The 20,754-nt window shown below is 60.2% G+C and carries 18 protein-coding genes and 1 pseudogene; 12 read left to right on the top strand and 7 right to left on the bottom strand.

What is annotated here, in order from left to right; translation table 11 throughout:
• The first annotated feature begins 215 nt into the window (after positions 1 to 215).
• The 4 genes from BRA1253DRAFT_RS00390 to BRA1253DRAFT_RS00375 all read left to right on the top strand — a co-directional run bounded on the left by BRA1253DRAFT_RS00390 (position 216) and on the right by BRA1253DRAFT_RS00375 (position 2,761).
• Complete coding sequence (locus tag BRA1253DRAFT_RS00390) at positions 216 to 1,232, top strand: patatin-like phospholipase family protein (protein ID WP_009859211.1); 1,017 nt, start codon at positions 216 to 218, stop codon at positions 1,230 to 1,232.
• Between the two features lie 312 nt (positions 1,233 to 1,544).
• Positions 1,545 to 1,808 carry a hypothetical protein gene (locus BRA1253DRAFT_RS42590; RefSeq protein ID WP_051058368.1) on the top strand — a complete coding sequence of 88 codons (264 nt, stop codon included), beginning with the start codon at positions 1,545 to 1,547 and terminating at the stop codon, positions 1,806 to 1,808.
• A 91-nt stretch (positions 1,809 to 1,899) separates the two neighbouring features.
• Positions 1,900 to 2,235, top strand: a complete 336-nt coding sequence (locus BRA1253DRAFT_RS42585; protein WP_035992093.1) for a hypothetical protein — start codon at positions 1,900 to 1,902, stop codon at positions 2,233 to 2,235.
• Positions 2,204 to 2,761: a hypothetical protein gene (locus tag BRA1253DRAFT_RS00375; protein WP_245285826.1), complete on the top strand. Its 558-nt coding sequence runs from the start codon at positions 2,204 to 2,206 to the stop codon at positions 2,759 to 2,761. The genes BRA1253DRAFT_RS42585 and BRA1253DRAFT_RS00375 overlap by 32 nt, the downstream gene beginning before the upstream one ends.
• 564 nt (positions 2,762 to 3,325) lie before the next feature.
• On the opposite strand, the gene BRA1253DRAFT_RS00370 is transcribed toward BRA1253DRAFT_RS00375, so the two are convergent.
• On the bottom strand, positions 3,326 to 3,559 hold the full coding sequence (locus tag BRA1253DRAFT_RS00370) for a hypothetical protein (RefSeq protein ID WP_009859207.1): 234 nt from the start codon (positions 3,557 to 3,559) through the stop codon (positions 3,326 to 3,328).
• A 197-nt stretch (positions 3,560 to 3,756) separates the two neighbouring features.
• On the opposite strand from BRA1253DRAFT_RS00370, the gene BRA1253DRAFT_RS00365 reads away from it, so the two are divergent.
• A complete protein-coding gene (locus tag BRA1253DRAFT_RS00365; RefSeq protein ID WP_035992089.1) occupies positions 3,757 to 3,951 on the top strand; it encodes a hypothetical protein in 195 nt (64 codons plus the stop codon).
• Between the two features lie 219 nt (positions 3,952 to 4,170).
• Here BRA1253DRAFT_RS00365 and BRA1253DRAFT_RS44925 read toward each other — a convergent pair whose 3' ends face one another.
• Positions 4,171 to 5,103: a hypothetical protein gene (locus BRA1253DRAFT_RS44925; RefSeq protein ID WP_009859206.1), complete on the bottom strand. Its 933-nt coding sequence runs from the start codon at positions 5,101 to 5,103 to the stop codon at positions 4,171 to 4,173.
• Between the two features lie 51 nt (positions 5,104 to 5,154).
• A complete protein-coding gene (locus tag BRA1253DRAFT_RS00355) occupies positions 5,155 to 8,529 on the bottom strand; it encodes a TM0106 family RecB-like putative nuclease (protein WP_009859205.1) in 3,375 nt (1,124 codons plus the stop codon).
• Here BRA1253DRAFT_RS00355 and BRA1253DRAFT_RS00350 point away from each other — a divergent pair.
• From BRA1253DRAFT_RS00350 to BRA1253DRAFT_RS00340, 3 genes are read left to right on the top strand one after another with little or no spacing between them, the layout of a single operon-like run.
• Positions 8,458 to 8,649: a DUF2924 domain-containing protein gene (locus tag BRA1253DRAFT_RS00350; protein ID WP_035992083.1), complete on the top strand. Its 192-nt coding sequence runs from the start codon at positions 8,458 to 8,460 to the stop codon at positions 8,647 to 8,649. The genes BRA1253DRAFT_RS00355 and BRA1253DRAFT_RS00350 overlap by 72 nt on opposite strands.
• Positions 8,650 to 8,660: 11 nt before the next feature.
• The gene (locus BRA1253DRAFT_RS00345; RefSeq protein ID WP_009859204.1) at positions 8,661 to 10,028 is read left to right on the top strand and encodes a recombinase family protein; all 1,368 of its coding nucleotides are present in this window, start codon (positions 8,661 to 8,663) and stop codon (positions 10,026 to 10,028) included.
• Entirely contained in the window at positions 10,025 to 10,486 is a 462-nt protein-coding gene (locus BRA1253DRAFT_RS00340; protein ID WP_009859203.1) for a hypothetical protein, read from the top strand. The genes BRA1253DRAFT_RS00345 and BRA1253DRAFT_RS00340 overlap by 4 nt, the downstream gene beginning before the upstream one ends.
• A 223-nt stretch (positions 10,487 to 10,709) precedes the next feature.
• Here BRA1253DRAFT_RS00340 and BRA1253DRAFT_RS00335 read toward each other — a convergent pair.
• Positions 10,710 to 11,898, bottom strand: a pseudogene (locus tag BRA1253DRAFT_RS00335) (IS3 family transposase).
• Here BRA1253DRAFT_RS00335 and BRA1253DRAFT_RS00325 point away from each other — a divergent pair.
• On the top strand, positions 11,806 to 12,525 hold the full coding sequence (locus tag BRA1253DRAFT_RS00325; protein ID WP_371261290.1) for a recombinase family protein: 720 nt from the start codon (positions 11,806 to 11,808) through the stop codon (positions 12,523 to 12,525). The pseudogene BRA1253DRAFT_RS00335 and the gene BRA1253DRAFT_RS00325 sit on opposite strands and share 93 nt — an antisense overlap.
• A 199-nt stretch (positions 12,526 to 12,724) precedes the next feature.
• On the opposite strand, the gene BRA1253DRAFT_RS00320 is transcribed toward BRA1253DRAFT_RS00325, so the two are convergent.
• A complete protein-coding gene (locus tag BRA1253DRAFT_RS00320) occupies positions 12,725 to 13,507 on the bottom strand; it encodes a hypothetical protein (protein ID WP_157158491.1) in 783 nt (260 codons plus the stop codon).
• Between the two features lie 110 nt (positions 13,508 to 13,617).
• On the opposite strand from BRA1253DRAFT_RS00320, the gene BRA1253DRAFT_RS00315 reads away from it, so the two are divergent.
• Together BRA1253DRAFT_RS00315 and BRA1253DRAFT_RS00310 are read left to right on the top strand one after the other, a co-directional pair.
• Complete coding sequence (locus tag BRA1253DRAFT_RS00315; RefSeq protein WP_157158490.1) at positions 13,618 to 14,067, top strand: hypothetical protein; 450 nt, start codon at positions 13,618 to 13,620, stop codon at positions 14,065 to 14,067.
• A 411-nt stretch (positions 14,068 to 14,478) separates the two neighbouring features.
• A complete protein-coding gene (locus tag BRA1253DRAFT_RS00310; RefSeq protein WP_009859196.1) occupies positions 14,479 to 15,150 on the top strand; it encodes a hypothetical protein in 672 nt (223 codons plus the stop codon).
• 1,418 nt (positions 15,151 to 16,568) lie between these two features.
• On the opposite strand, the gene BRA1253DRAFT_RS00305 is transcribed toward BRA1253DRAFT_RS00310, so the two are convergent.
• Together BRA1253DRAFT_RS00305 and BRA1253DRAFT_RS00300 are read right to left on the bottom strand one after the other, a co-directional pair.
• Positions 16,569 to 17,396, bottom strand: a complete 828-nt coding sequence (locus BRA1253DRAFT_RS00305; RefSeq protein ID WP_009859195.1) for a tetratricopeptide repeat protein — start codon at positions 17,394 to 17,396, stop codon at positions 16,569 to 16,571.
• Positions 17,390 to 18,010: a FecR domain-containing protein gene (locus BRA1253DRAFT_RS00300; RefSeq protein WP_009859194.1), complete on the bottom strand. Its 621-nt coding sequence runs from the start codon at positions 18,008 to 18,010 to the stop codon at positions 17,390 to 17,392. The genes BRA1253DRAFT_RS00305 and BRA1253DRAFT_RS00300 overlap by 7 nt, the downstream gene beginning before the upstream one ends.
• A gap of 288 nt (positions 18,011 to 18,298) precedes the next feature.
• Between BRA1253DRAFT_RS00300 and BRA1253DRAFT_RS00295 the strand changes: the two genes are divergently transcribed.
• Positions 18,299 to 20,515 (top strand): VCBS domain-containing protein, encoded by a 2,217-nt coding sequence (locus BRA1253DRAFT_RS00295; RefSeq protein ID WP_009859193.1) that lies wholly within the window; start codon positions 18,299 to 18,301, stop codon positions 20,513 to 20,515.
• The last annotated feature ends 239 nt before the right edge of the window (positions 20,516 to 20,754 follow it).

The raw sequence follows: 20,754 nt of genomic DNA, 5'->3' as shown, positions 1-20,754 counted from the left end.
AGCTCTTTCCTAGCTAAAACGATCTTCGCCGCCGCATGCGATCGGCGCTTTCTTGATGCGTTTACCTCTCAGCATTGTGGGTGGGCAGCTTCAACCAGATTGCACTTTAGGATTTCGTGCAGCCAGATTAGGATGGCGTGATTGCCCGATCGTTTGGGCTACGGGCAACTCCATTTGGAGTTTTTGTCGCGCAACAGCGCGGTTGGCAGGCCCTGATGAGTACGACAAGCAAGCCGGTCAACCTTGCTCTACAAGGCGGCGGCGCGCATGGCGCGTTTACCTGGGGCGTTTTAGATCGCCTCCTCGAGGAAGAACGGATGTCCTTCGAGGGAATCTGCGCGACCAGCGCCGGCGCCATGAACGCTACGGTCATGGCACATGGCTTGACAATCGGCGGTCGAGACGGGGCTAAACTTAGTCTTGCGGACTTTTGGAGGCGCATCAGTGAAGCGGCAGCCTGGGGACCGCTGCAGCCGTCCCCGTTCGATCGCTTAATGGGATATGGTTCGATCGAAACATCTCCGGCGCTTATATTCTTCGACATCATGACGCGGCTTCTGTCGCCTTATGAGTTCAACCCATTGAACTACAATCCGCTGCGCGACGTGCTCGAGGAGACTGTCGATTTCGAGCGACTTCGCAAGGAGAATGTCGTCAAGCTGTTCCTTTGTGCGACGAATGTCCGCACCGGAAAAGTGAAGATCTTCGAGAACGACGAAGTGACACTCTCGGCCGTTCTCGCTTCCGGGTGCCTCCCTTTGCTGTTCCAGGCTATCGAAATCGATGGCGAAGCCTATTGGGACGGCGGCTACATGGGCAATCCGGCAATTTTCCCGCTCATTTATCAGTGCCAGTCCACCGACGTCATAGTCATCCACATCAATCCGATCGTGCGTGAGGGGATACCTCGCACGGCCAGCGACATACTGAATCGACTAAACGAGATCAGTTTCAATTCGTCGCTGATGCGAGAGATGCGGGCGATTGCCTTCGCCAACAAGCTCGTCAACAGAGGTGTGCTGGGCGACGAGATAAAGACAATGCTGATTCATGCGATCGAGGCAGAATTGTTCATGAAAGACCTCGGAGTCGCCTCCAAGTACAACGCGGACTGGAATTTCCTCACCCATCTGCGCGATGTAGGTCGCTCCTGCGCCGATAAGTGGCTGACGGCGAATTTTTGTCATGTCGGCACGCGTTCGACTATCGATATTCACGCGAGATACTTGTGAGCGCAGCCAGGGTGCTATAGCCGACCTCTTGGCGCATCGATTCAAGTCGTTGCATTCATGTCCAGTGTTTCGATATCGGCGAAGAAGTACGCGCGATACAGCTCTGAACGATTGCGCCCACGTCACCATTGATGAAGCCGCGAGTTCCGAGGCATTTGAGTACTGCTCGTCGAATGCAGCGGGCGATGCGAAGGCAAAGCGATCGCCGCCGCCCTGCGTGACCTGCGGCACAGAGTTATGTGCCGGCGAGGCCTATCGTCAAATCATCGAACGGCAATCACGCGGTTCGACTTCATCCAAAGGGAAGATATTATGTTTCGCTCCATCCTCCTCGTCTCGGCGGCCGTGCTCTCGCTCGCTTCTTCGGCGTATGCTGGCAACTCGTCGTCCATCGTGCAGAACGGCAACGGCAACGGTGCCGAGACCTTCCAGCGCGGTCGCAACAACGACAGCCAAATCGTTCAGTTCGGTAACGGCAATGGCGCCGGCGTCCACCAGGTCGGTCGCAACAACAACGCGGGGATCGGCCAGAACGGTGACGGAAACTATGCTGGTGTGTGGCAGCGCCGCCGCTGATCACCTGATCTCACATCGCGCGGAAAGGAGTCGTGGCGGGAACCTCCCTCACCCTCCTTTCCGTCCAGCAAACCCCGAAAGGACAAGCTCCATGAGAAAGCTTCTGTTGATTGCCAGTGCCCTGCTGACCTTGGTCTCCGCTCCGGCATTCGCTGGCGGCATCACCGCGTGCGTGCACGCGAAGACTCAGATCGGCAACGGCTCGAGTGACAGTGCCAGCCAGAACTGCCAGTACAATATGAACGGCCAGGTGCAGGCCGGCAGCGGTATGTCGGCGACTGCCCGACAGTCCGGAACGAGCAACAGCTCGAGCCAGCTCCAGCTCGGGAACGGCAACTCTGCCGGAACCAGCCAGCATGGCCGTAGCAACAGCGCCGGCGCCATGCAGGTCGGCGATGGCAACCGCGTCCGAGTCCATCAATGGTAACGCCGCTGGCCTACTTGGCCAGCTGGTACAGCGATTGGGCGGGTTCCAACCTCGCCCAACGCATGCCATCCTCGAGGAGGTACACATGAAGCTTATTCAGCGACAATCGGTTGTGCGTGCTGCCGTGTTGATGGTTGCGCTGGCGAGCGCGTCCGCACGGGCCGAGACGACGACCGTGAACAATGGCAGCAATTCTGCCACGATCACCCAGAGCGGCGATCCATCCAAGACCGAAAAGCAAGTCAAGACTGGTCCCGGTTACATCAGCATTGAGCAGCACAGCGGCGGCAACTCGGCGATGATCATCCAGCGATCAAAGCCTGGGGCCAGCGATCCGACCGATGCCGAAGCCGGCAAAAGCCCAGATGCGCCGCCGGCACCCGGCGCAGCAGACGGTGATGCCGATCGTGATCCGCCATCGACCGACGCAGACGTCTACCGGCAGATCCGCAAAGGCGCCTCGCCGCAATCGCAGCAGACGCTCGACAGGTTGATGAAAGCCTTGGGCCTGCAGAACAAGATGTGACCGGCCTCTGCCAATTGTGCCGCCACCACGCCTCTCGCTTCCCGCGACCGTAAAGGCTACTTGGGAGGGGTTCTGCGTGACTTACTTCACGTGAGTTTGAGCGCACCTCTTCTAGTCTTACGTGCCAGTCAAACGGTAGACACCACATGCACAGGATGATTGCTGCCGTGGTTCTGGCTTTAGCTTCGGTCCACGCAGCGGGTCCGCTCGGACTGACGCTCGCCTCGGCCGACGATACGATCGCTTTGCCACTGTCCACGACCGCTACAACGCCGGCGCCAACAACAATGCCGGCGCCTGCCGGTGCGCCGGTTCCTCCGCCACATCCACGAAGTCCGCTAGAGAGGAATTGCACGCCCCTGGGAGGCAAGACCTTTAAGTGGTCTTGCCCGAATGTGCCATTTGTAGCCCTGCGATGCTCTTGAGACGGCGTGCGGGTTGCGCCGGAAATCCGACTGCGCGAGCATCGCTCCGGCGAAGGCGCGGCGGATGATCGCCGTTGCGATCGCGTTCAAGCCCTGACGAAGAACCAAGAATGACGGCTGCGCTGCCCGCATGACATCCTCAGTGTGGCTTGCCCAGCACAAATGCGAACGGCAGAACGAAAATCTCGTCGCCGGCCTCATCGCTGACATGCAAGACCCATTGACGCCAATCTTCCAGGTCGGTCCCTGTCACGAGCGACCGCACCCTGCGGGTGGCCTCCTCGCACGCCTCGATCAGATCGGATACGATTGTGCCGCGACGATCTATCAATACGCCGCGAGCGTTAGTGCAATGGAAATAGATCTGAGCCATGTACGCCTCCTTGTGACATCCGGGTGAGCAAGCTCGACCCTGCATGTCGGAGTCATACTTGGCGTTCAAGGGATCTTCCGTGATCATGCGCACATGGTGCCGCCTGGGAGCCTCGCAGGGCGATCATCGGTCCGCCTCAAATCAGGCAAATCCAACGTCAGCGTTGGCCCAGGCGGTGTGAAAAGGCTCTGTTTGCGGTGATTCGCGCGATAGGATTCCCGGCGGTCGCCGAGCAGACCTATGGCACCGACCATCTCGACCTGGTGTTGGCGGTCGGCTACCTGTCAAAGCTGCTGCGCAACCGCAAGGTGGTCGGCTATCTCGCCAAGCACTTTCAGGAATTGCTCTTCGAATTCCAGCGCATCACCGAGTCAGAAGCAAACGCCGCCTGACGCTCACTCCGCGCGACATTTGCGTCAAATCCGCTGCATGCGCGTATGCGTTGTTATGGAAGACCTCGGCCGATGACCTTGCTTCCTAGCGCGTCGTCGGGAATTGCGGAACGTCGGTCTCGCAGTAAGACTGCTATGGCATAGATTGGCCACTGATGGACCGACGCTAGCGGCAAGGCCGCAGGCGATCAACGAACGCCCACTGCCTGCCAAGGCGCGTTAGTAAACTGGCGTAATCTCTGCCGGAGCGATCAAATTGACCTGCTTGCTCGATTCACCACGCATGCGCAAAAGGTAGCCCCTGCTCAAATATCCGCCAATTTCTTCCAATGTCACCGGTAGCTGATTTTCCCTGTGATGCTTCGTCCGACCGAGGGCGGGATCTGCCATGCGATAAAGGCCATCCTTGAAAGCATGGGCCACGTACCGTTCTCCATCAGCGGCGATGCGTTCGAAGCCACGAGGAGGGCGACCCGCAATCGCGACATTCTCACTTGTCTTGTCCGATTCACTCACGTCATCGACCGTTCCGGGCTGCGGGTTTTGCCGAGCATTATTCACACCAACGAAATTTTCTGATTGCTGGGCTGACATTACTTCAGAATTAGACAGCTTCTCAAAGAGCTTAGCTTGTCGGTCGAGCGCCGCACGCTCATCCAAGCAGAGACCCAATTCATCAATTAATGCATCAACGAGGTCGCGAGGTTCGGGAAGGGGGTTAACTCGTGTTCTTGTCGCGTTCCAGCTAGTCATGTCTGGCGGCGCAATTGCAAGGATTTCCCGCTCTAGTTTCTCAAGTTCCTGCTTCGTGTATTCGAGAGGGACACAAGCCACCTGGCAATGACGTCGAATGAACTCGCGCCTCAGATCCTTTGCAATCTGCGCATCATGCGGAACGTGATACGCAGATTTTCTATCCCGCCACATACGTCCAATGTTGTAATTGCAAGCGAGCTTATGGCTGCGTTCTTCGCTTCCGTTAACGTGACGACCGTAGATCCTATCGCGGAACGAGTCGGCAGCAGTGATTCCTATGTAATGAATATCACCAAGGTGATCCGCCAGCGCATATACGCCCACACCATTGGGCAAATCATCGATCTGCCTGAGCTTCTGATTTTTTAGTGCTTCTATGCATTCTTCCGCTGTCAAGGACAACTCCTCATCATCCTAAATCCGACTCTCACTGCCAGGGATCCTCACTTACAGGGGAAGGGCTAATTCCAAATAGCGGCAGAACGCATTCGCCAATAGCATTTGGCGGGGCGTTCGACATTCGACCTCGAATAACCGCGGAGAGGCAACCATAATGCAGAGACATTTCGCACGCGACGTAGCCACGTTCAAGCGGTTCGCGCTATAGAGAAACTCCATTCCCCGCGGCGCATCGGAATGAGACGACGTGGTCATCGAATAGATCACGATAGGCGCCTCCTGACCCTGAAACTTGTCTACCGTGCCGATGCGCGCGCCCGGCAATCGCTCCTGAAGCTCGAACACCTGCGCGTTGTAGGGAGCGATGATCAGGATGTCCGCCAATCCGATCAAAGCCTCCTTCCCTTCACCGTCGACCCACCTGGTATCGCTCCCAAGGATTTCATCGACGAGGCTTCTGATCGCGTCCGCTTCTTCGGGAGAGGAATTCTGGTTACCCTCATGCTGTACGGGAAGGTAGCGGAGCCCGCTCCCATTCACCCGGCTCGATGACCTGATTTCCTGCCGCTCCAAGCCCGGTCGCGAGCGGAGGCGCCCCTCATAGAACAGCTCGGACGTGAAGGCACAGATATCGGGGTGCAAGCGCCAGGTTTCTCCAAGGAAAAGCCCGTGGCCCGCCTCGATCGTTGCGTGCCCACCCAGGACGTGGTCAAGCGCCGATGTCGTAACGCCATCCGGATGACTCCCCTGCATCGGCTGCTCAAGCTGCCTTGGATCGCCCAGGAGGACAATGCTCTCGGCGGCCTGTGACACGGCTAACACGTTTGCCAGGGACATCTGCGCCGCTTCGTCGACGAAAAGAACATCTACAATGCCTGCCGCATCCGGACGCGACCAAAACCAGCCGGTAGCGCCACCAACCTGGTAGCCACTGCCAAGTCCGTCGATAAAGTCTGGATTCTTGGTAGTCAGCTGGAGTCCCGGCAAAGAGGCCGGCTCATCACTGACTTTTTGAATGCATTGAGTTGCCAATTTTTGCTCGGCAGCCGCCTCCAGCGACTTATTAAGCAAGTGGCGAATGACCTTATGGCTATTGGCCGTGACGCCGACTGTCCGCTTGTCGCGCACGAGCGCACAGATCATGCGAGCGCCCGCATGGGTCTTGCCTGCTCCAGGCGGCCCCTGCACCGGGAAGACGCTCTGATCAAGCAAGAGCGCTGCGCGCATCGCGGCCGCCAGCGGCGGTTCGCCAGGCTGCTCCAACTGCTGCCCACGAAGCCTTGGACCGACTTTGAGCAGCAAGTCGCGAGCGGCACGATATGCGCCCGGCCCGATGATCCCATGATCGGCCACATACTCTCCGATCCGGTAGATCGATTCTGCGAGAACTTGGTTGTCGACGAACTTGTGCGCGAACACGGCTTCGGGATGAAAGCCTGCCGTGTCCTGGCGTTTTTTAATGTCGATCGTTCTGTCATCAAAGGAAATCGCGACGACCTTGCCGAGCTTGTCGCCGCCAACACTTTTCAAATCGTCGTCTGCGCGAACATCGGTCTCTTGGACCGTGAACTTGTAGCGATGGATCGGCGCCTTCACGGTCCCAGCAAAACTGCCGAGAAACGTCAGCCCTCCGAGGCCGGCGCGCTCATACAAGAGATCCTCCGCTGACAAGTCACTCAGCCGAAAGTACTCCCACCAGACCGCCTTGTTCTCGCGGCCGAAGAAATCGATCAAGTGGGCCAGCAACCAGTTCGCTTGCTGCTCGGGGCGGCGTTCGGTCACGTCGTCCGGAACGTCGCCGGTCAACCGCGCCACAAGTTCGGCCACCCGGCGTTTCCAGGCACTGAGATCCTCGCCAACCTCGGCGGCCTTCCGTGGCGGCCGAACGATCGCGTTCCCCTGCGCGATTTGATGGCTCCGCACCCCCTCAAGCCAGTCCCGCAACGCGCGCGTCGAGGCGCAGTCATCGCGGTTGTAACCGAGGATGGCGGCCTGATCGCCTCGGTCAATTCCGTCGGCGTCGGCCAATTCGAGGCAGGCCTGCACCCGCGCCATGGCGCCGCCGACATCGAGCAGCGGGACGGTGCGGTCAAACCGGTACAGCGGCTCTAGCTTCTTGATCGAATAGCTTTCGACGCTGGCGCGGATGCTCTGCCGGACAATGGTGTACAAGTCCACGAACACGCCTGCCCGAAGCAAGTTGTCGACCTCGTCCTCTCGCGTGGCGTACCGTCCCATTAGACGCTTCAACGCGGCCGGCTCATAGGGCGCGAAGTGATAGATGTGCAAGCCCGGGTGCTTGGTTAGCCGCTCCGTGACAAAGTCGATGAAGCGTTCGAACGCCGCCCGTTCGTGCTGCCGTGTTGTCGCCCAATCGCCGACATAGACGTCCGTGCCGTCGTCATTGGCATAGAGATAGCCGACTAGGAACTCGAGCCCTCCGCCGTCCACGAACGGATCGCCCTCGAAATCGAAAAAGATGTCGCCGACCGAAGGTTCAGGGAGCCGGAACAAGCCAAATTCCGCCACCAGCGGCAGCACCTCGTAAAGCAGCTGGCCCGCTCCGCGTCCTTCAACCTGGAGTCTCGCCTGTTCGCGCACCCTCTCGTAGCTTGGCGCACTGCCCCGATCAGGCCGCCATTGTAGCGGAATGGGCAGCGTGCCAAGAGCGGCCATGGTGCCCACACCTCGCCGGACCAGTTCCTCAATTTGGGTCTTGGCGATCCCTGCGACAAGCGACAGGTGATCGTCCGCGCGCCGCCTCGAAGCACAGGGCTCGCGCCATCGGCAGACGTCACAGTGCTCGGTCGGGTCGGGATAGAGGAGGCCATCACGCGAAGGCATAGCAGCGAAGGTCTCCAAGCTACGCCTGACGCGTCGGTAGAACGCCGCAAAATCGGCCACGCGGTGGGGCTCCGGCAAGTACTCCGTCCCCGGTGTTACGACATGCGCGATCTCCGGGACCTTCTGCTGCATGGTCGCCAATAGGTCCGAGTAGAGGCTGAGCTGCAGGACCGTGTTGCCCTTTGTCTCGCGAGCCAATTTGGTGTCGGTGACCTCGTATGACCAGGCGCCCAAACCGCTTGGTCTCTCGACCCGACGCAGCACGTCGGCGCGACCGCTCCAATGCCCATCCCGTAACGCCGCCTGAACGATCACAGCGTCGCCGCGCGCCATCGCCTCCCGCGTCTGGGCAACTGCGGCGTGATCGATGCCGACACCGTTAATGACTGTGACGGTCCTGCTCTGCTTGGCGAGATGGTCGACAAAACCCTGCTCATGGGTCTTTCCGCGCTCCACCAGGGCATCCAGGGCCGGATCGTCGCGTAGCTTTGGCTTAGCCAGTTCGCCATGCGCGACCTTGAGGTCGAGGTGCGTGAGATAACGACAATTCAGGTGGAGCACTGCGTCACCGTTCGCCATGACGATTTCGAATATCTCGGCCGCCCCTACAAGTCCCTGTCGTCGGTCGCCCGCCAGATCACGGGCACCAAATGGAATGGCTGGGTCTTCTTCGGCTTAAAGAACTCGGTGGGTAAATGAGTTCCCGCAAAATGGGAAACGGCCGAGCCACCCCATTCGCCAACTCCTTCGAGCGATCAGGCTCAGGCGCCGCCTCCGTCCTAAAGGTCCGCTGTGCGGTCTATACCCGCAAGTCGAGCGAGGAAGGGCTCGACATGGACTTCAACTCGCTCGACGCACAAAGGGAGTCGTGTGAGGCATACATCGTAAGCCAGCGAGCGGAGGGCTGGACCCCCGTTTCCGATCGCTACGATGATGGTGGCTTCTCGGGCGGCACGCTGGAAAGACCGGCATTGAAGCGACTTTTGACGGATGTCAAAGCAGGAAGAATCGACGTCATCGTGGTCTATAAGATCGACCGGCTCTCCCGATCGATGCTCGACTTTCTCAATCTGGTCGAATTGTTCGAGACCCTTGGTGTGACCTTCGTCTCAGTCACCCAATTGTTTAACACCAAGGATGCAATGGGCCGCATGGCCCTAAATATCCTGGTCACATTTGCGCAGTTCGAGCGGGAGCTGATCGGAGAGCGGATCCGCGACAAGGTCGCAACCTCTCGCAAGCGCGGCAAATGGATGGGTGGCTGGACGCCACTTGGCTATGAAGTCTGCGATCGAAAACTACTTATCCATGAGGCTGATGCTGAGCGGGTCAAAGCCATTTTCCGGCGGTTCGCCCAGCTAAAGTCCGCAACCCTTTTGGCCCGCGAGCTGGTTGCAGCCGACGAGCGGAATCGTTACGGGCACCTTTTGGACAAGAGCGTCCTCTACAAAATACTCAACAACCGCGTCTACATTGGCGAGGCTGTTCACAAGGGTACTGCGTATCCAGGCGAACACGAGGCGATCATTGATCGCAAACTCTGGGATCAAGTCCACTCTATTCTCACCGTCAGCCCGCGCAAACGCGCCGGCAATGCCCGCGCGCAAACCCCTGCACTTCTGAAAGGCCTCCTCTTCGGTCCCGATGGCGCAGCAATGTCACCCACGCACACCCGAAAGTCCGGTCGGCTCTATCGCTACTACATCAGCCAGACTGCGATGAAGCAGGGACGATCCGACTGCCCGGTCAAGCTAGCGCCGGCCGCCGAACTTGAGCGGATCATCATCGACCAACTTCGACTGCTTCTGCAAGCACCGGAAGTTATCGTTCAGACCTGGCGCGCTTTACGCAGGCAGGGAACTGACGCCAGCGAAGCCGAAGTCCGCAACGCGCTGCTCGGCTTTGACGAGCTATGGGACGAGCTGTTTCCCGCAGAACAGGCCCGTATCGTCGAGCTACTCGTTGAACGCATCGACCTTGGTGCCGAGAAGCTCGAAATCACATTGAAGATCGAAGGGCTGAGCTCGCTCTCCTCGGAATTGCAACCGCAGGCGACATTCCAGGAAGCGGCCGAATGAACCGGCCAACGACGATCACTCTTGGCAAGATTGGCAAGCCCAAGCTGAGCCGCGATGGCCGCACCATGGTCGTCAGCATCCCGATCTCATTCCGCCGCCAGGGCGGCCGCAAACGCGTGGTCACGCCTGCAAATGTGCAAGCCTGGGCGCCTCCGAAGCCGCAGGTCGACAACACGCTGATCAAAGCCGTGGTGCGGGCCCATCGCTGGAGCAACATGCTCGAATCCAACCTGTTTAGCTCGGTGCGAGACCTCGCCAAGGCTGAGAAGATCAATGAGTCCTATCTCTGCCGGGTACTTCGGCTAACATTGCTTTCGCCAGCCATCACTGAAGCCATTCTGAACGGATTGCAGCCGGAAGGCCTCGAGCTGGCGCAGCTGTTGAAGTCCATCCCAGCCGAGTGGGACGAGCAGCGGGCCTTGATCAGCTCAACGGCCCGGAAAGCCGGAAGCCGCTAAAGCGCTCCTTCCAGGCTGGCGACCATCACGAGCGCGGATTCGCAAATCGAATGTCATGGAATTTGAGCGAGCACGTCGGTGCGCGCATGCGCACCGCAAGGAGCGGCACGTCCCTCATTTCGAATACTACAGGTTTTGAAGGAAGAAGATTGACGCTGATTCGTCACGCGATTTAGACTCCGAAAGTTAGGCTTTCAAAACGGAGTGACCTTGCCCCCAAGTTTTATCCAGTCCTGAGTTCGCCCCGGCTGTTGGATTTGCCCGGTTGGACGGTGGCAGCGGCGGGAGCCGGCGCGGAGCCCTCGGCATAGCGCAGCGCCGGCTCCGGCGCGGGTGGCAGGTGAAGGCGAACTCGGACGGCGTCTTCCATCCGAGCTGCGAGTGTGGTCGTGCCTCGTTGTAATCGGCCCGCCAGCATCCGAGCGCGACGCGGGCCTGGGCCAACGACGTGAACAGCGTCTCGTTCAACAGTTCATCGCGCAGCCGGCCGTTGAAGCTTTCGATGAAGGCATTCTGCATGGGCTTGCCCGGCGCGATGTAGTGCCATGCCACGCGGCTCTGATCAGCCCATGTCAGGATGGCGTTGCTGGTGAGCTCGCTGCCGTTGTCGCTGACCACCATCTTCGGCTTGCCGCGCTCAATCATCAGCCGGTCCAGCTCCCGCGCCACCCGGGGGCTCGAGAGCGAGGTATCGGCCACCAGCGCCAGGCACTCGCGGGTGCAGTCGTCGACCACGGTGAGGATACGGAAGCGGCGACCATCGGTGAGCTGATCCGATACGAAGTCGAGCGACCAGCGGTCGTTCGGCGCCATCGGCACCGTCATCGGCGCCCGGGTCCCGATCGCCCGCTTGCGGCCGCCACGGCGACGCACCGCAAGCTTCTCTTCCCGGTAGAGCCGGAACAGCTTCTTGTGGTTGATCACATAGCCCTCCCGCTTGAGCAGAACGTGGAGGCGCCGATAGCCAAAGCGGCGGCGCTCCTGGGCGATCGCCCTCATGCGTTGGCGAAGACCGGCATCGTCCGCCCGGGTCGTCTGGTATCTCATGGTCATGCGACAGCAGCCGATGGCTTTACACGCCCGCCGTTCGCTCATCCCGAAGGCGTCTCGGAGATGGGCGACAGCTTTCCGCTTGGCCGCGGGCGTCACCATTTCTTTCCCACGAGGTCCTTCAAGGCTGCGTTGTCCAGCATGGCGTCGGCCAGCAACCGTTTCAGCCGCGTGTTCTCGTCCTCCAGCGTCTTCAGCCGCTTGGCCTCCGAGACCTCCAGCCCGCCGAACCTGGCCTTCCATTTGTAGATGCTGGCGTCGCTGACGCCATGCTTGCGGCACAGATCGGCGACCGACACGCCGGCCTCATGCTCCTTCAAGATCCCGATGATCTGCTCTTCCGAAAAGCGGCTGCGCTTCATGCTCTGGTCCTTGTCGTGGGCCAGAACGAACTTCAAACTGGATTAAACCCGCGGGGCAAGGTCAGGAGCAGTCGGCGATGCGCTACGCGCTATTCACGGGTTAGCTCGAAAGGCCAGGACCACGCGGGGCAAGTGGAAGCGTTGAAGGCCGCAGCGTGCGAGCGGATATTTAGCGACACGGCCTCCGGCAAATCCACTAATGGCCGGCCGGAGTTTGATCGGTTGATGCGGGCGCTGCGGCCGGGCGATGTTGTCACCGTCACCAAGCTGGACCGTCTCGCCCGATCCTCCCGCGACCTGCACAACATTCTTCACGAAATCGCCGAGCGCGATTGCGCCTTTATCTCGCTTGGCGAAAGCTGGTGCGATACCACGACCGATGTGGGCCGGCTGATGCTCACCATCATGGGCGGCATTGCCGAGTTCGAACGGGGCCTGATCCAGAAACGCTGCGAGGAAGGCATTGCTCGCGCCAAGCGCAAGGGCACCAAGTTCGGCCGACCGTCCTCGCTCGACCCCAGCCAGCGCCGTCGCATTGCCGAACGCTACGCTGCCGGCGAGACCATGGCCGAGCTAGCCCGCGAATACGAATGCGGCGAGGCCACCATCTGGCGGGCGCTGCAATAACCAAAGATCCATCGGGCCTAGGGTCACCCCGCCCCGGGAGAGGGCCAAAATCTTCGCTCTCGGCTTTCGCAATGCCCCCTCTGGCACGACGTAGACAATTCCGAAATTTGGACGCGCTTTTTGCGTCACTGCGGCGGAAACTTCGAATCTCAATGGCTTAGCGATCGGCCAAATGCCCGGCCGCGAGCAATCCGACCGATCACTTTCTTTCAGGCCACCCAAACAAAAAGTATAACAAGACTGCAAGAGATACGGGCGGGTTCAAAATATTGGTGATCCACACGACCCTCTCTACGTCGGCGGCCCAATTTTCTTCATCGGCGAACCAGAAGACGGCGGACACAAGGGCTGCAACGCAGTAGCAGATTCCGGCCGTTCGAGCCCACCGGACCTCTCTAATGCAGGCCAAGCCGATCACTATGCCCCCAATCCCAAACAGGAGATCGGCGTATCTCCAACGATTATGCCATAAAGTGTGCAGTAATAATTCTTCTGGCTCCGAGTTGATGAGGTGCGCTATTCCCTGTGCGATTCCGAAACCACCAATGATCGTTGGCCCATTCTCACGGAGCGAGTAGAGTATTTTGTGGAGTAGAGAGGCGGCGTCGCCCTCCGAAGCCGCCTCTGGCTTGAGCTCACTGGAGAAGCCTTTCGACATTTCCGTCGCCCATTTTTCTCTCGTCCGCTGGTGCGCGCCGCGCAACTCCGCCCTCCAACTCGGCGCGTGCTCTTGGTTAGGACCGAAGAAAACGTTCTCCAAAGCATTCGGGTAACGGGGCGGGTGCTTGTCTTTTAGGTAATTTGATACCGTCTTTTCATTTTTTCCCAGCGCCCCTGCCAAAGTCGTTGGCGTCCATGGCTCGCCGAAGTTTTTCTGTTGCGGGTCTCTGAGACCTAACTCCATGCACCTCTTTATAAAGCCGCTGAGATAAGCACCCGAGGGCGGCGGGGGTAATTCACGATACACCATCACAATCGTCACCCCGGTTGAAATTTCCAGGAAATTTCCGCCATTCCAATCATAGGGAATGAGATTTCCAAAAGCCCGGTGTCCTTTGCAAGGCGGCACTAATGCCGGAAAGGGAACACCACATGGCTAAGAACATCATCGGAACGACCCTGATTGCGACCGCGGTCTTGTCATCCGCGGCCGGCGCTCGGGCGGATTATACCTGTCAGTCAGACAGCAATGTCTGTACCTATTCCGTGGATACAGGGAGCACCTCCCCGGTAGATTTGGGAGGTGGCGGGCACACCGCCGACAAGCGCGAATGGATCGTCGCGCCGGGCGACAAGTACTTCGTGAACGCCAGCGTCGCCCCGCAGGGATTCACCGGTCGCAACGTGCATTGCGAGATGGGCGGCTCAGATGGCGTCCAACAGCGCGCCGTTCCCATCGGTAGCACGACGGTGACGGTTACCTTCGCCAAGAAACACCTCGTACTTGCCCATGCGGAAACGGGCTCGGGGCCGACGAACATCAGTCACACGGCCATGATGATCTGCGGCTTCACTGCGCAGCTCGCTCCTCTTCCCGAATAACTGAAAGCGAATTGGCGAAAAAAGCGCCCGATGACGATCACCGGGCGCTGCTACATCTCACGTCAAGTACTCACCCGGGGCATAGCCATAGACCGTCATCGCCGCGCTCCGCTTTCGTGCAAGACTTTCGCACAGTGTAACGCATTGGCGAACGAGATCGTGCGTAAGTCCTAACTTTCGTTCAATCGAGGCGGACATGCGCGACCAGTTAGAGCCAACGCGCAAGCGTGATAACGCGACACGCCTTAGGTCCGCCCGGGGTGCGGCCAAAATTCGCTCGCGCGACTTGGGCAGTGGGGTCTCCGATACGACGTGGAAAATTGCGGAATTCGGTGCCGGTATTGGCTAAGCCGAGGAAAGCCTGCTGACTTGCCACGCCCTCCTCGTGTATCACTGCCGTTGGGGGGACAGATGGCAACGAGCGAACAACGGGAAGAACTATACCGCAAAATTCAGCAGGCGGTAGATCACATAGTCCTAACAGTCGTGCAGAAGCACTACGAAGCGCTTACGCAGGAACCGCAACTTACGGCCAAAGTCGCCGAAGCGATCGAACTCGCGCTCGACAACACTGATGTCGGGGATCTCAATGCGACGATTCTGGTGCGAGACTTTCCGTCCCAGGGACGAGGAGCCTTAGAAGGGAAAGTCGGAGCCGACGTTTATATATCTACTGCCGTTATCGACGAAAGTGGCGAGGATGTGAGCAAGGGGATGCTAGCGCAGGAAAAATGGGACTACACTATGGACGACCCCAAACTGCGCGAGCAGATCGAAAAGATGTTGGACCGAACCGACTCTTCCTATGTTTGGTCGTACGGTCCGAACGGCGCGTCGTGTCTTCCTGCCAAGTTACATGATCCCGCCACCTCTTCCGGAGTTCAAATCACAGGTTCGCTGATCGCAAATAGCCTACGCTGCCTTGAGGGCGATGAAGAACTTGGCCGCGATCTTACCAAGCCGACTATCACGTCCATGAATGAGATTATGGAGGAATTGGGAGTGTACACCGGACTGTCGTTCACGGTGCGAGAAGGCAAGCGGAGGCTTCGATTCTACCGTAGGAAACGGCGAGAGCGGTAAAGGCCTAGAACTCACCGACAGGAATCCGCGATCAAGCACAACAAGATTCTGAAATGACGTTGGCACTCGCGGCTGCAAATCTACTGGTTACTCCAGACAGAAACGGCGCCACATCGATGGCGCAGAGCAACGTGACGGCGCTTACAACGATGCGGACAATTACAGATAACCAGCCTTGTCCAAGGCAAGCCTATGATGCTCAAATCCAGGAATTCGGACTGCAGAGAAAATTGCCTCTCCGGGCTGCGCCGGAATCCTCAACTCCCGAATCAAATCGACAAGATTTAGCACCAACTATCTGCCTCTCTCTACGACCCACCCTGACGCCAATCTTCGCGGAACGTGCAAAGCGACAAGGGGGACATTAGGATAGATAGCCGGACCGTTTCGCTCGGTCCCCAAATCAAAAGTGTATATCTGAACTGTCAATCGATCTTCCGCCCGAATTTCGCGAGCTCCAGGATAACCTGTTGCTTCGTTCGCTCCTTGGAAAGGATTTTCGATCTGTTCATTCTTCAATCGGCGATAGCGATCTGCTTCTGCAGACATATGATACACATCGGTAGTCGCGTCCGGGTTCCTCGCCAGATGACGCTCGATCTGAAGGAGTAGGCCGAGATAGGGAGCATCGGCAGGAGCCGTAAATCGGAGCGGAACCAAAAGCACCTCATACACGCTCCGCAGCGAAACGCCTTCCAACAGAGATGCCGCTGGGTTTGATTTCGACGTTGATCGCCAGGGCTCTCTACGAAATCGCTGCGATAGCAATCTAAGAAGCTTGCGAGAGTATCCCTGTTTTCCCCGATTGCCTCTGGGGTGTCGTGAGGCACCTTCGGAAAATACCAGCCCTCTATTCTGCCTCTGGCTATCGGCAGACTAAGTACGGACGCGCGGGTTTCCACCGGCATCTTGCTATGTTGGATGGGATGAGACAGCAAGGACACGCTGATCCGGCTCGGAGGTAGCTAGGTGGTAGCTACCTGTACCTCCCGGTTTAGACGAGTTTGACTAAGGTCTTGATAATGCTGGTACAGTTGGGTGGGCTAGAACCACCGACCTCCTGTTCCACAGACAGATGCTTGGTTGAGCGAGAGGGATCCAAACCACTTTCCCAATAAGCGCTGTGTTTGCCGCAGAATGCCGTACTAGACCGATTCCGCGGGTACTAAGATTCGGAGAAAATTCGGTTCTCCGGGTCTATCGGGCACCTAGTTAGATCGAAGGTGGGACTTCTCTGGCGCGCAAAAATGCAGGAAAACGGCCGGCCTTTCGACCTGTTCTCACGTCGAAGTACGACATGGCCTTGGCTGGCTGGCGGAGGGAGAGAATCTGCAAAAAAACTTGCTCGAACGCTGCAGCTCAGGTTCTCTCGGTAGGGCAGAGACGGCATTCTCCGACGGGCACGCGTTGAGGACGGACTACGGTACGCCGTAGCGCGCGAATTCCTCGGCGATGTCGCCCCGGACGGCTTTCGCGGCCGCGACATCGGCTTCTCCCGAAGCCGTCTCGCCGCGGCGGATCTTTGCCCGGCCGCGACCGTACAGCGCGGCGGCGAGCGTGGGGTCGATGCGTAGCGCGGCGTCGTAGTCGGCGATGGCCGCATCGGTCCGTCCAGCCTTGAGGTGGGCGAGCGCGCGGGAATCGTAGGTCGCAGCCGTATGCGCGCCCGACCCGATCGCCTTGTCGCAGGCTTCCACCGCGCCTTGCGGGTCGCCCGTGCTCGCCCGGATCCAGCAAAGGCCGCTCCAAGCCACTTCCATGTCGGCGTTCAGACGAGTCGCGGCGGTGTAGTCGCTTTCGGCGCGTACGAGATCGCCCTTCTTCAGCCAGGCCTCGGCGCGGTTGACGAAGGCCCCGGGGTATGCCGGCTGGAGGGCGATGGCTCGGTCGAAATCCTCCATCGCGGCGTCGTAGTCGCCCGTCCTCAGTCTCGCCGCGCCGCGGTTGTTGACGGGCTTGGCGAAGGTCGGATCGATGCCGATGGCCGCGTCGAAGTCGGCGACGGCGCGGTCGTAGTCGACCTTCGCCGCGTAGGCGATGCCGCGGTTGTTGTGGGCGATGGCCAAGGCCTGTGGCCCGCCACGGCCGGCCCCGATGAAGGCAGAGCAGGCCTCGATCCTCCGGTCAGGCGACGAGGCGGCGTTGCAGAGCTCGACGTTCCGGAATTGACCTTCCGGCTTCTGCGCCGACGCGGGGGCGGTCAGCAGCAGGATCATAACTGGCGCCGTCCCGAAGACCTTCAGCATCCCCGGCAGATGCCGAGAGCGCGGTCTGCCCTCCGCTGCCGGGGAGGCGCAACGGTCGAACCGGCCTTCCGCTTCATGACGGCATCCTTGCCCTGCTCGATCAGGGTGGCGAACTTGACCGTGCCGTCGTCCGAAATCTCGATGTGGGGCGTGGTGCCCCGGATCCCCAACGTCGCCACCGGCGTGTCCACCTTCATGTTCCCGGTCTTAGCGACGCTGCCGGCGACGAAGGTGAAGGTGCCTCTGGTCAGGCTGATCAGGGTCGAATTGTCCTTGCCGTCCGGATCGTAGACGAACTCGCTCATTTCCATGCTGGCGTTACTCGACAGGCTGAAGGAGCTGCCGTCGGCGAAGTTGATACCGAGGCGGCCGTCGGCGCCCGTCCTGACGACGTCGCCCCGATAGACTGGATCGCCGACCTTCGCGCTGCCCCCCTCGTCGGACAGTCTCGCCTGCACAACCGCGGCATCGATATGCTCGATCGTTGCCTTGCCAGCAACGGCCACGACTTTGCCGATTGGCTTGACGTCCTGCGCCCGAACCGGCGCAGGCGGATACGCCACTGCAACGAGCAAAAGGCAGAGAAGTCCTGCGACCGTCCTTTGTCCATGCATGCGTCCGCTCCCGTCCGTGAAGAGCCGCTTCGGCGGAATGATGGCAGAGCGCGCCCGGCGCACCATACCGCATGTCGCGACCGCCACTTTTTAGTCGCAGCGGACGATGGTCCCGACCGCTCAGCGCCAACAAAAGAGCGCATTTGCGCACACCCAGTCAACATTTCGTGAAGGAGCCTGGGGACGACAAAGCGTAGTCTGGTGCGCGGAACCGGAACGTGGGCGGGTGGACTTACACTCGATCGGTCCGGCCGCTTCGGCGGAAGCGGGCAGCATGCGAGGCGTAGGATGTCGCTCGCACGTGTCTTCGCCGGTCTTTGGCCGGCGCAGCACCAACGCAGTCCGCCGTCCGTCCGCGGCGGGCGCGCTGTGGAGTCGCCGGTCGTCGCGGGACTCGGATGGGCCGGAGGGCTGTCCTTCGTCGCGTTGATCCTGACGGCGCTGAAAGAAGCGTGGGCCGCCGATCCCGATCTCGCCTTGTTCGACGACGCCTCCATCACCTACAAGGGGTTCGAGCATGGCACCTTCGAACTCATCACGAAGGAGGCGGTGCCGCGCCACATCATCGTCGACGATCCCGGGCAGACGATCATCCTGAGCAAGACCGGATCGTCCGTCAGCTTCGCGCAGATCGCCAACAACGCTTCGCGGATGGAGGACCTGCAGAGCCGGCAGCAGGACGTGCTTGACAACTACTCGAAGGAGCATGGGCCGTCCGGATCCGGCACGCCTCCGGGCGAAGCGGTCGATCAGACGCTGCAGCCGATCGATTTCCAGGCGCCGGAGGGGCCCAATCCACAACATGCCCTTCCCGGGCTGGTGGTGCCGGCCAGCTTCGTGCCGGATGGGCCGTTGATCCATTCGCCACCGACACTGACGCTCGGGTCGGGCCCGGTCGAGATCGACACAGTCGCGTTCGATGAGTTCTCGGCGAGCAGCGGCAGCTTCTCGACCACGAGCTTCGGCTCCGGCACGACCCCGACCTTCGGCATCGCGGGCGGCGCGATCGGCCCTTTCACCGTCGCGGGCGCAAGCTACGACGTCGAGAAGGCCGGCTCCTTCGGAATCCTGTACTTGAACAGCGCGACCGGCGCCTACGCCTACGTACCGAACAACGACGCTATCAACGCGCTGAAGGCGCCGAACGCCGACAGCTTCACGATCACGGCGTCCGACGGCTTTGCCTCGGCAAGCCAAACCTTCACGATCGACATCGCCGGCACCGACGACGCGGCAGCGATAAGCGGCGGGACCGGTGGATCCGTCGCCGCGGTTACAATGGACGCCGCCGCGATTGCGGCGGCGTTCATGGCGCACGACGTCCCGACCGCGACCGGCAAGCTCGCCGACACCGACGTCGACGATCCGGCCAACACGTTCACGGCGGTGAGCTCTCCGCATACCAGCGACAAAGGCTACGGCAGCTTCACGATGACGTCCGACGGGCACTGGACGTACGCGCTGGATCCCGCCAGCGCCGCAGTGCTCGCGCTTACGGCGTACCAGACCCTGACCGACACCTTCACCGTCACCACGATCGGCGGCACGCCGCAGATTGTCATGGTGACCATCCAAGGCGCCGACGATCCGGCCGTCATCTCCGGGGACACGCATGGTCGCGTCGTCGAAGCAGGCGGCGTCCACGATTCCGCGCAGGGCGTCCCAACCGCGTGCGGCCTTCTGACCGCCACCGACGTCGACGGCCCGTCGAACGCGTTCGATCCCGTCAAATGTCCGGAGCCGAGCGACCACGGTTACGGCAGCTTCACGATGACCGCGGATGGGCACTGGACCTTCGCGCTCGACAACGGCAACTGCGCGGTGCAGGCGCTGAACGCAGGTCAATCGCTGACTGACGATTTCACCGTGAGGGCCGCGGACGGTACGGCACAGACGGTGACCGTCACCATCGAGGGCAGCAACGACGCCGCGGTCGTCTGCGGCGATATTTGCGGACGCGTGACCGAGCCAAGCAACTCCTGCGAGCCCCCGCCACGCGCCAGCGGCACCTTGTCCGACAGGGAAGTCGACAATCCCGACGACACCTTCACGGCGACGACATGCCCGCAGGCGAGCGACCACGGCTACGGCAGTTTCACGATGACGACCTGCGGCACGTGGACATACGTGCTCGACCCCGACGACCCGGAGGTCCAGGCCCTGAGGCCTTGCGTCGCGCTGACCGACACCTTCACCGTGACCACGATCGACGGCACGCCGCAGATCGTGACCGTGGTCATCCAGGGCGCCGACGACCAAGGCTTTCACAACCGGGCCGAGCCCGCGTTCCATTTCGAGGCGGGTGCGGAACTGCAGCATGCCAGCTCGACGGCTGCGGCAGTCGCTTCCTCGGTCCCCGTCGCCGCGCTCAATCCGGAGCACGATTCCGCCGCGGCCGCATGGCCCCATCCGGCCGATGCGACGCCGGAGAGTTGGCGTTTCGACGAGCAGGAGGCTGCTGGCCAGGGCGTACAGCTACCCTTCCAACACGATCTGATCCTCTGAGAGCCGCCGACGCCTTCGTCGCGTCCGGGCGGATTGGCGTTTCCGGAGGCGCTCCCATGGTTGCGCCGATCACATTCACGGACCCGCACCGCCATCAGCTGCACGGCCATCAAAAGCCATGAAAGCGCGCTACTTCATGTCCGCTCCCAGGCACGATAATAATGAGTCATTGTAACCTCCAAGGTCATACTCGGAAGGCGACAGGAGCAGCACTTGCAGGATTCGCGATGTCCGCTCCG

Source organism: Bradyrhizobium sp. WSM1253 (assembly GCF_000244935.1).
In the GTDB taxonomy this organism is placed as follows: domain Bacteria; phylum Pseudomonadota; class Alphaproteobacteria; order Rhizobiales; family Xanthobacteraceae; genus Bradyrhizobium; species Bradyrhizobium canariense.
The sequence above is the reverse complement of the archived record's forward strand: the minus strand, read 5'-3'. Positions and strand labels throughout refer to the sequence as shown.

Bases quoted from the DNA above. Each gene is read 5' to 3' on its own strand.
- BRA1253DRAFT_RS00390 (WP_009859211.1), top strand. From the start codon at position 216: ATGAGTACGACAAGCAAGCCGGTCAACCTTGCTCTACAAGGCGGCGGC.
- BRA1253DRAFT_RS42590 (WP_051058368.1), top strand. From the start codon at position 1,545: ATGTTTCGCTCCATCCTCCTCGTCTCGGCGGCCGTGCTCTCGCTCGCT.
- BRA1253DRAFT_RS42585 (WP_035992093.1), top strand. From the start codon at position 1,900: ATGAGAAAGCTTCTGTTGATTGCCAGTGCCCTGCTGACCTTGGTCTCC.
- BRA1253DRAFT_RS00375 (WP_245285826.1), top strand. From the start codon at position 2,204: ATGGCAACCGCGTCCGAGTCCATCAATGGTAACGCCGCTGGCCTACTT.
- BRA1253DRAFT_RS00370 (WP_009859207.1), bottom strand. From the start codon at position 3,559: ATGGCTCAGATCTATTTCCATTGCACTAACGCTCGCGGCGTATTGATA.
- BRA1253DRAFT_RS00350 (WP_035992083.1), top strand. From the start codon at position 8,458: ATGCGCGACCTTGAGGTCGAGGTGCGTGAGATAACGACAATTCAGGTG.
- BRA1253DRAFT_RS00355 (WP_009859205.1), bottom strand. From the start codon at position 8,529: ATGGCGAACGGTGACGCAGTGCTCCACCTGAATTGTCGTTATCTCACG.
- BRA1253DRAFT_RS00345 (WP_009859204.1), top strand. From the start codon at position 8,661: ATGGGAAACGGCCGAGCCACCCCATTCGCCAACTCCTTCGAGCGATCA.
- BRA1253DRAFT_RS00340 (WP_009859203.1), top strand. From the start codon at position 10,025: ATGAACCGGCCAACGACGATCACTCTTGGCAAGATTGGCAAGCCCAAG.
- BRA1253DRAFT_RS00325 (WP_371261290.1), top strand. From the start codon at position 11,806: ATGCTTGCGGCACAGATCGGCGACCGACACGCCGGCCTCATGCTCCTT.
- BRA1253DRAFT_RS00315 (WP_157158490.1), top strand. From the start codon at position 13,618: ATGGCTAAGAACATCATCGGAACGACCCTGATTGCGACCGCGGTCTTG.
- BRA1253DRAFT_RS00310 (WP_009859196.1), top strand. From the start codon at position 14,479: ATGGCAACGAGCGAACAACGGGAAGAACTATACCGCAAAATTCAGCAG.
- BRA1253DRAFT_RS00305 (WP_009859195.1), bottom strand. From the start codon at position 17,396: ATGCTGAAGGTCTTCGGGACGGCGCCAGTTATGATCCTGCTGCTGACC.
- BRA1253DRAFT_RS00300 (WP_009859194.1), bottom strand. From the start codon at position 18,010: ATGCATGGACAAAGGACGGTCGCAGGACTTCTCTGCCTTTTGCTCGTT.
- BRA1253DRAFT_RS00295 (WP_009859193.1), top strand. From the start codon at position 18,299: ATGTCGCTCGCACGTGTCTTCGCCGGTCTTTGGCCGGCGCAGCACCAA.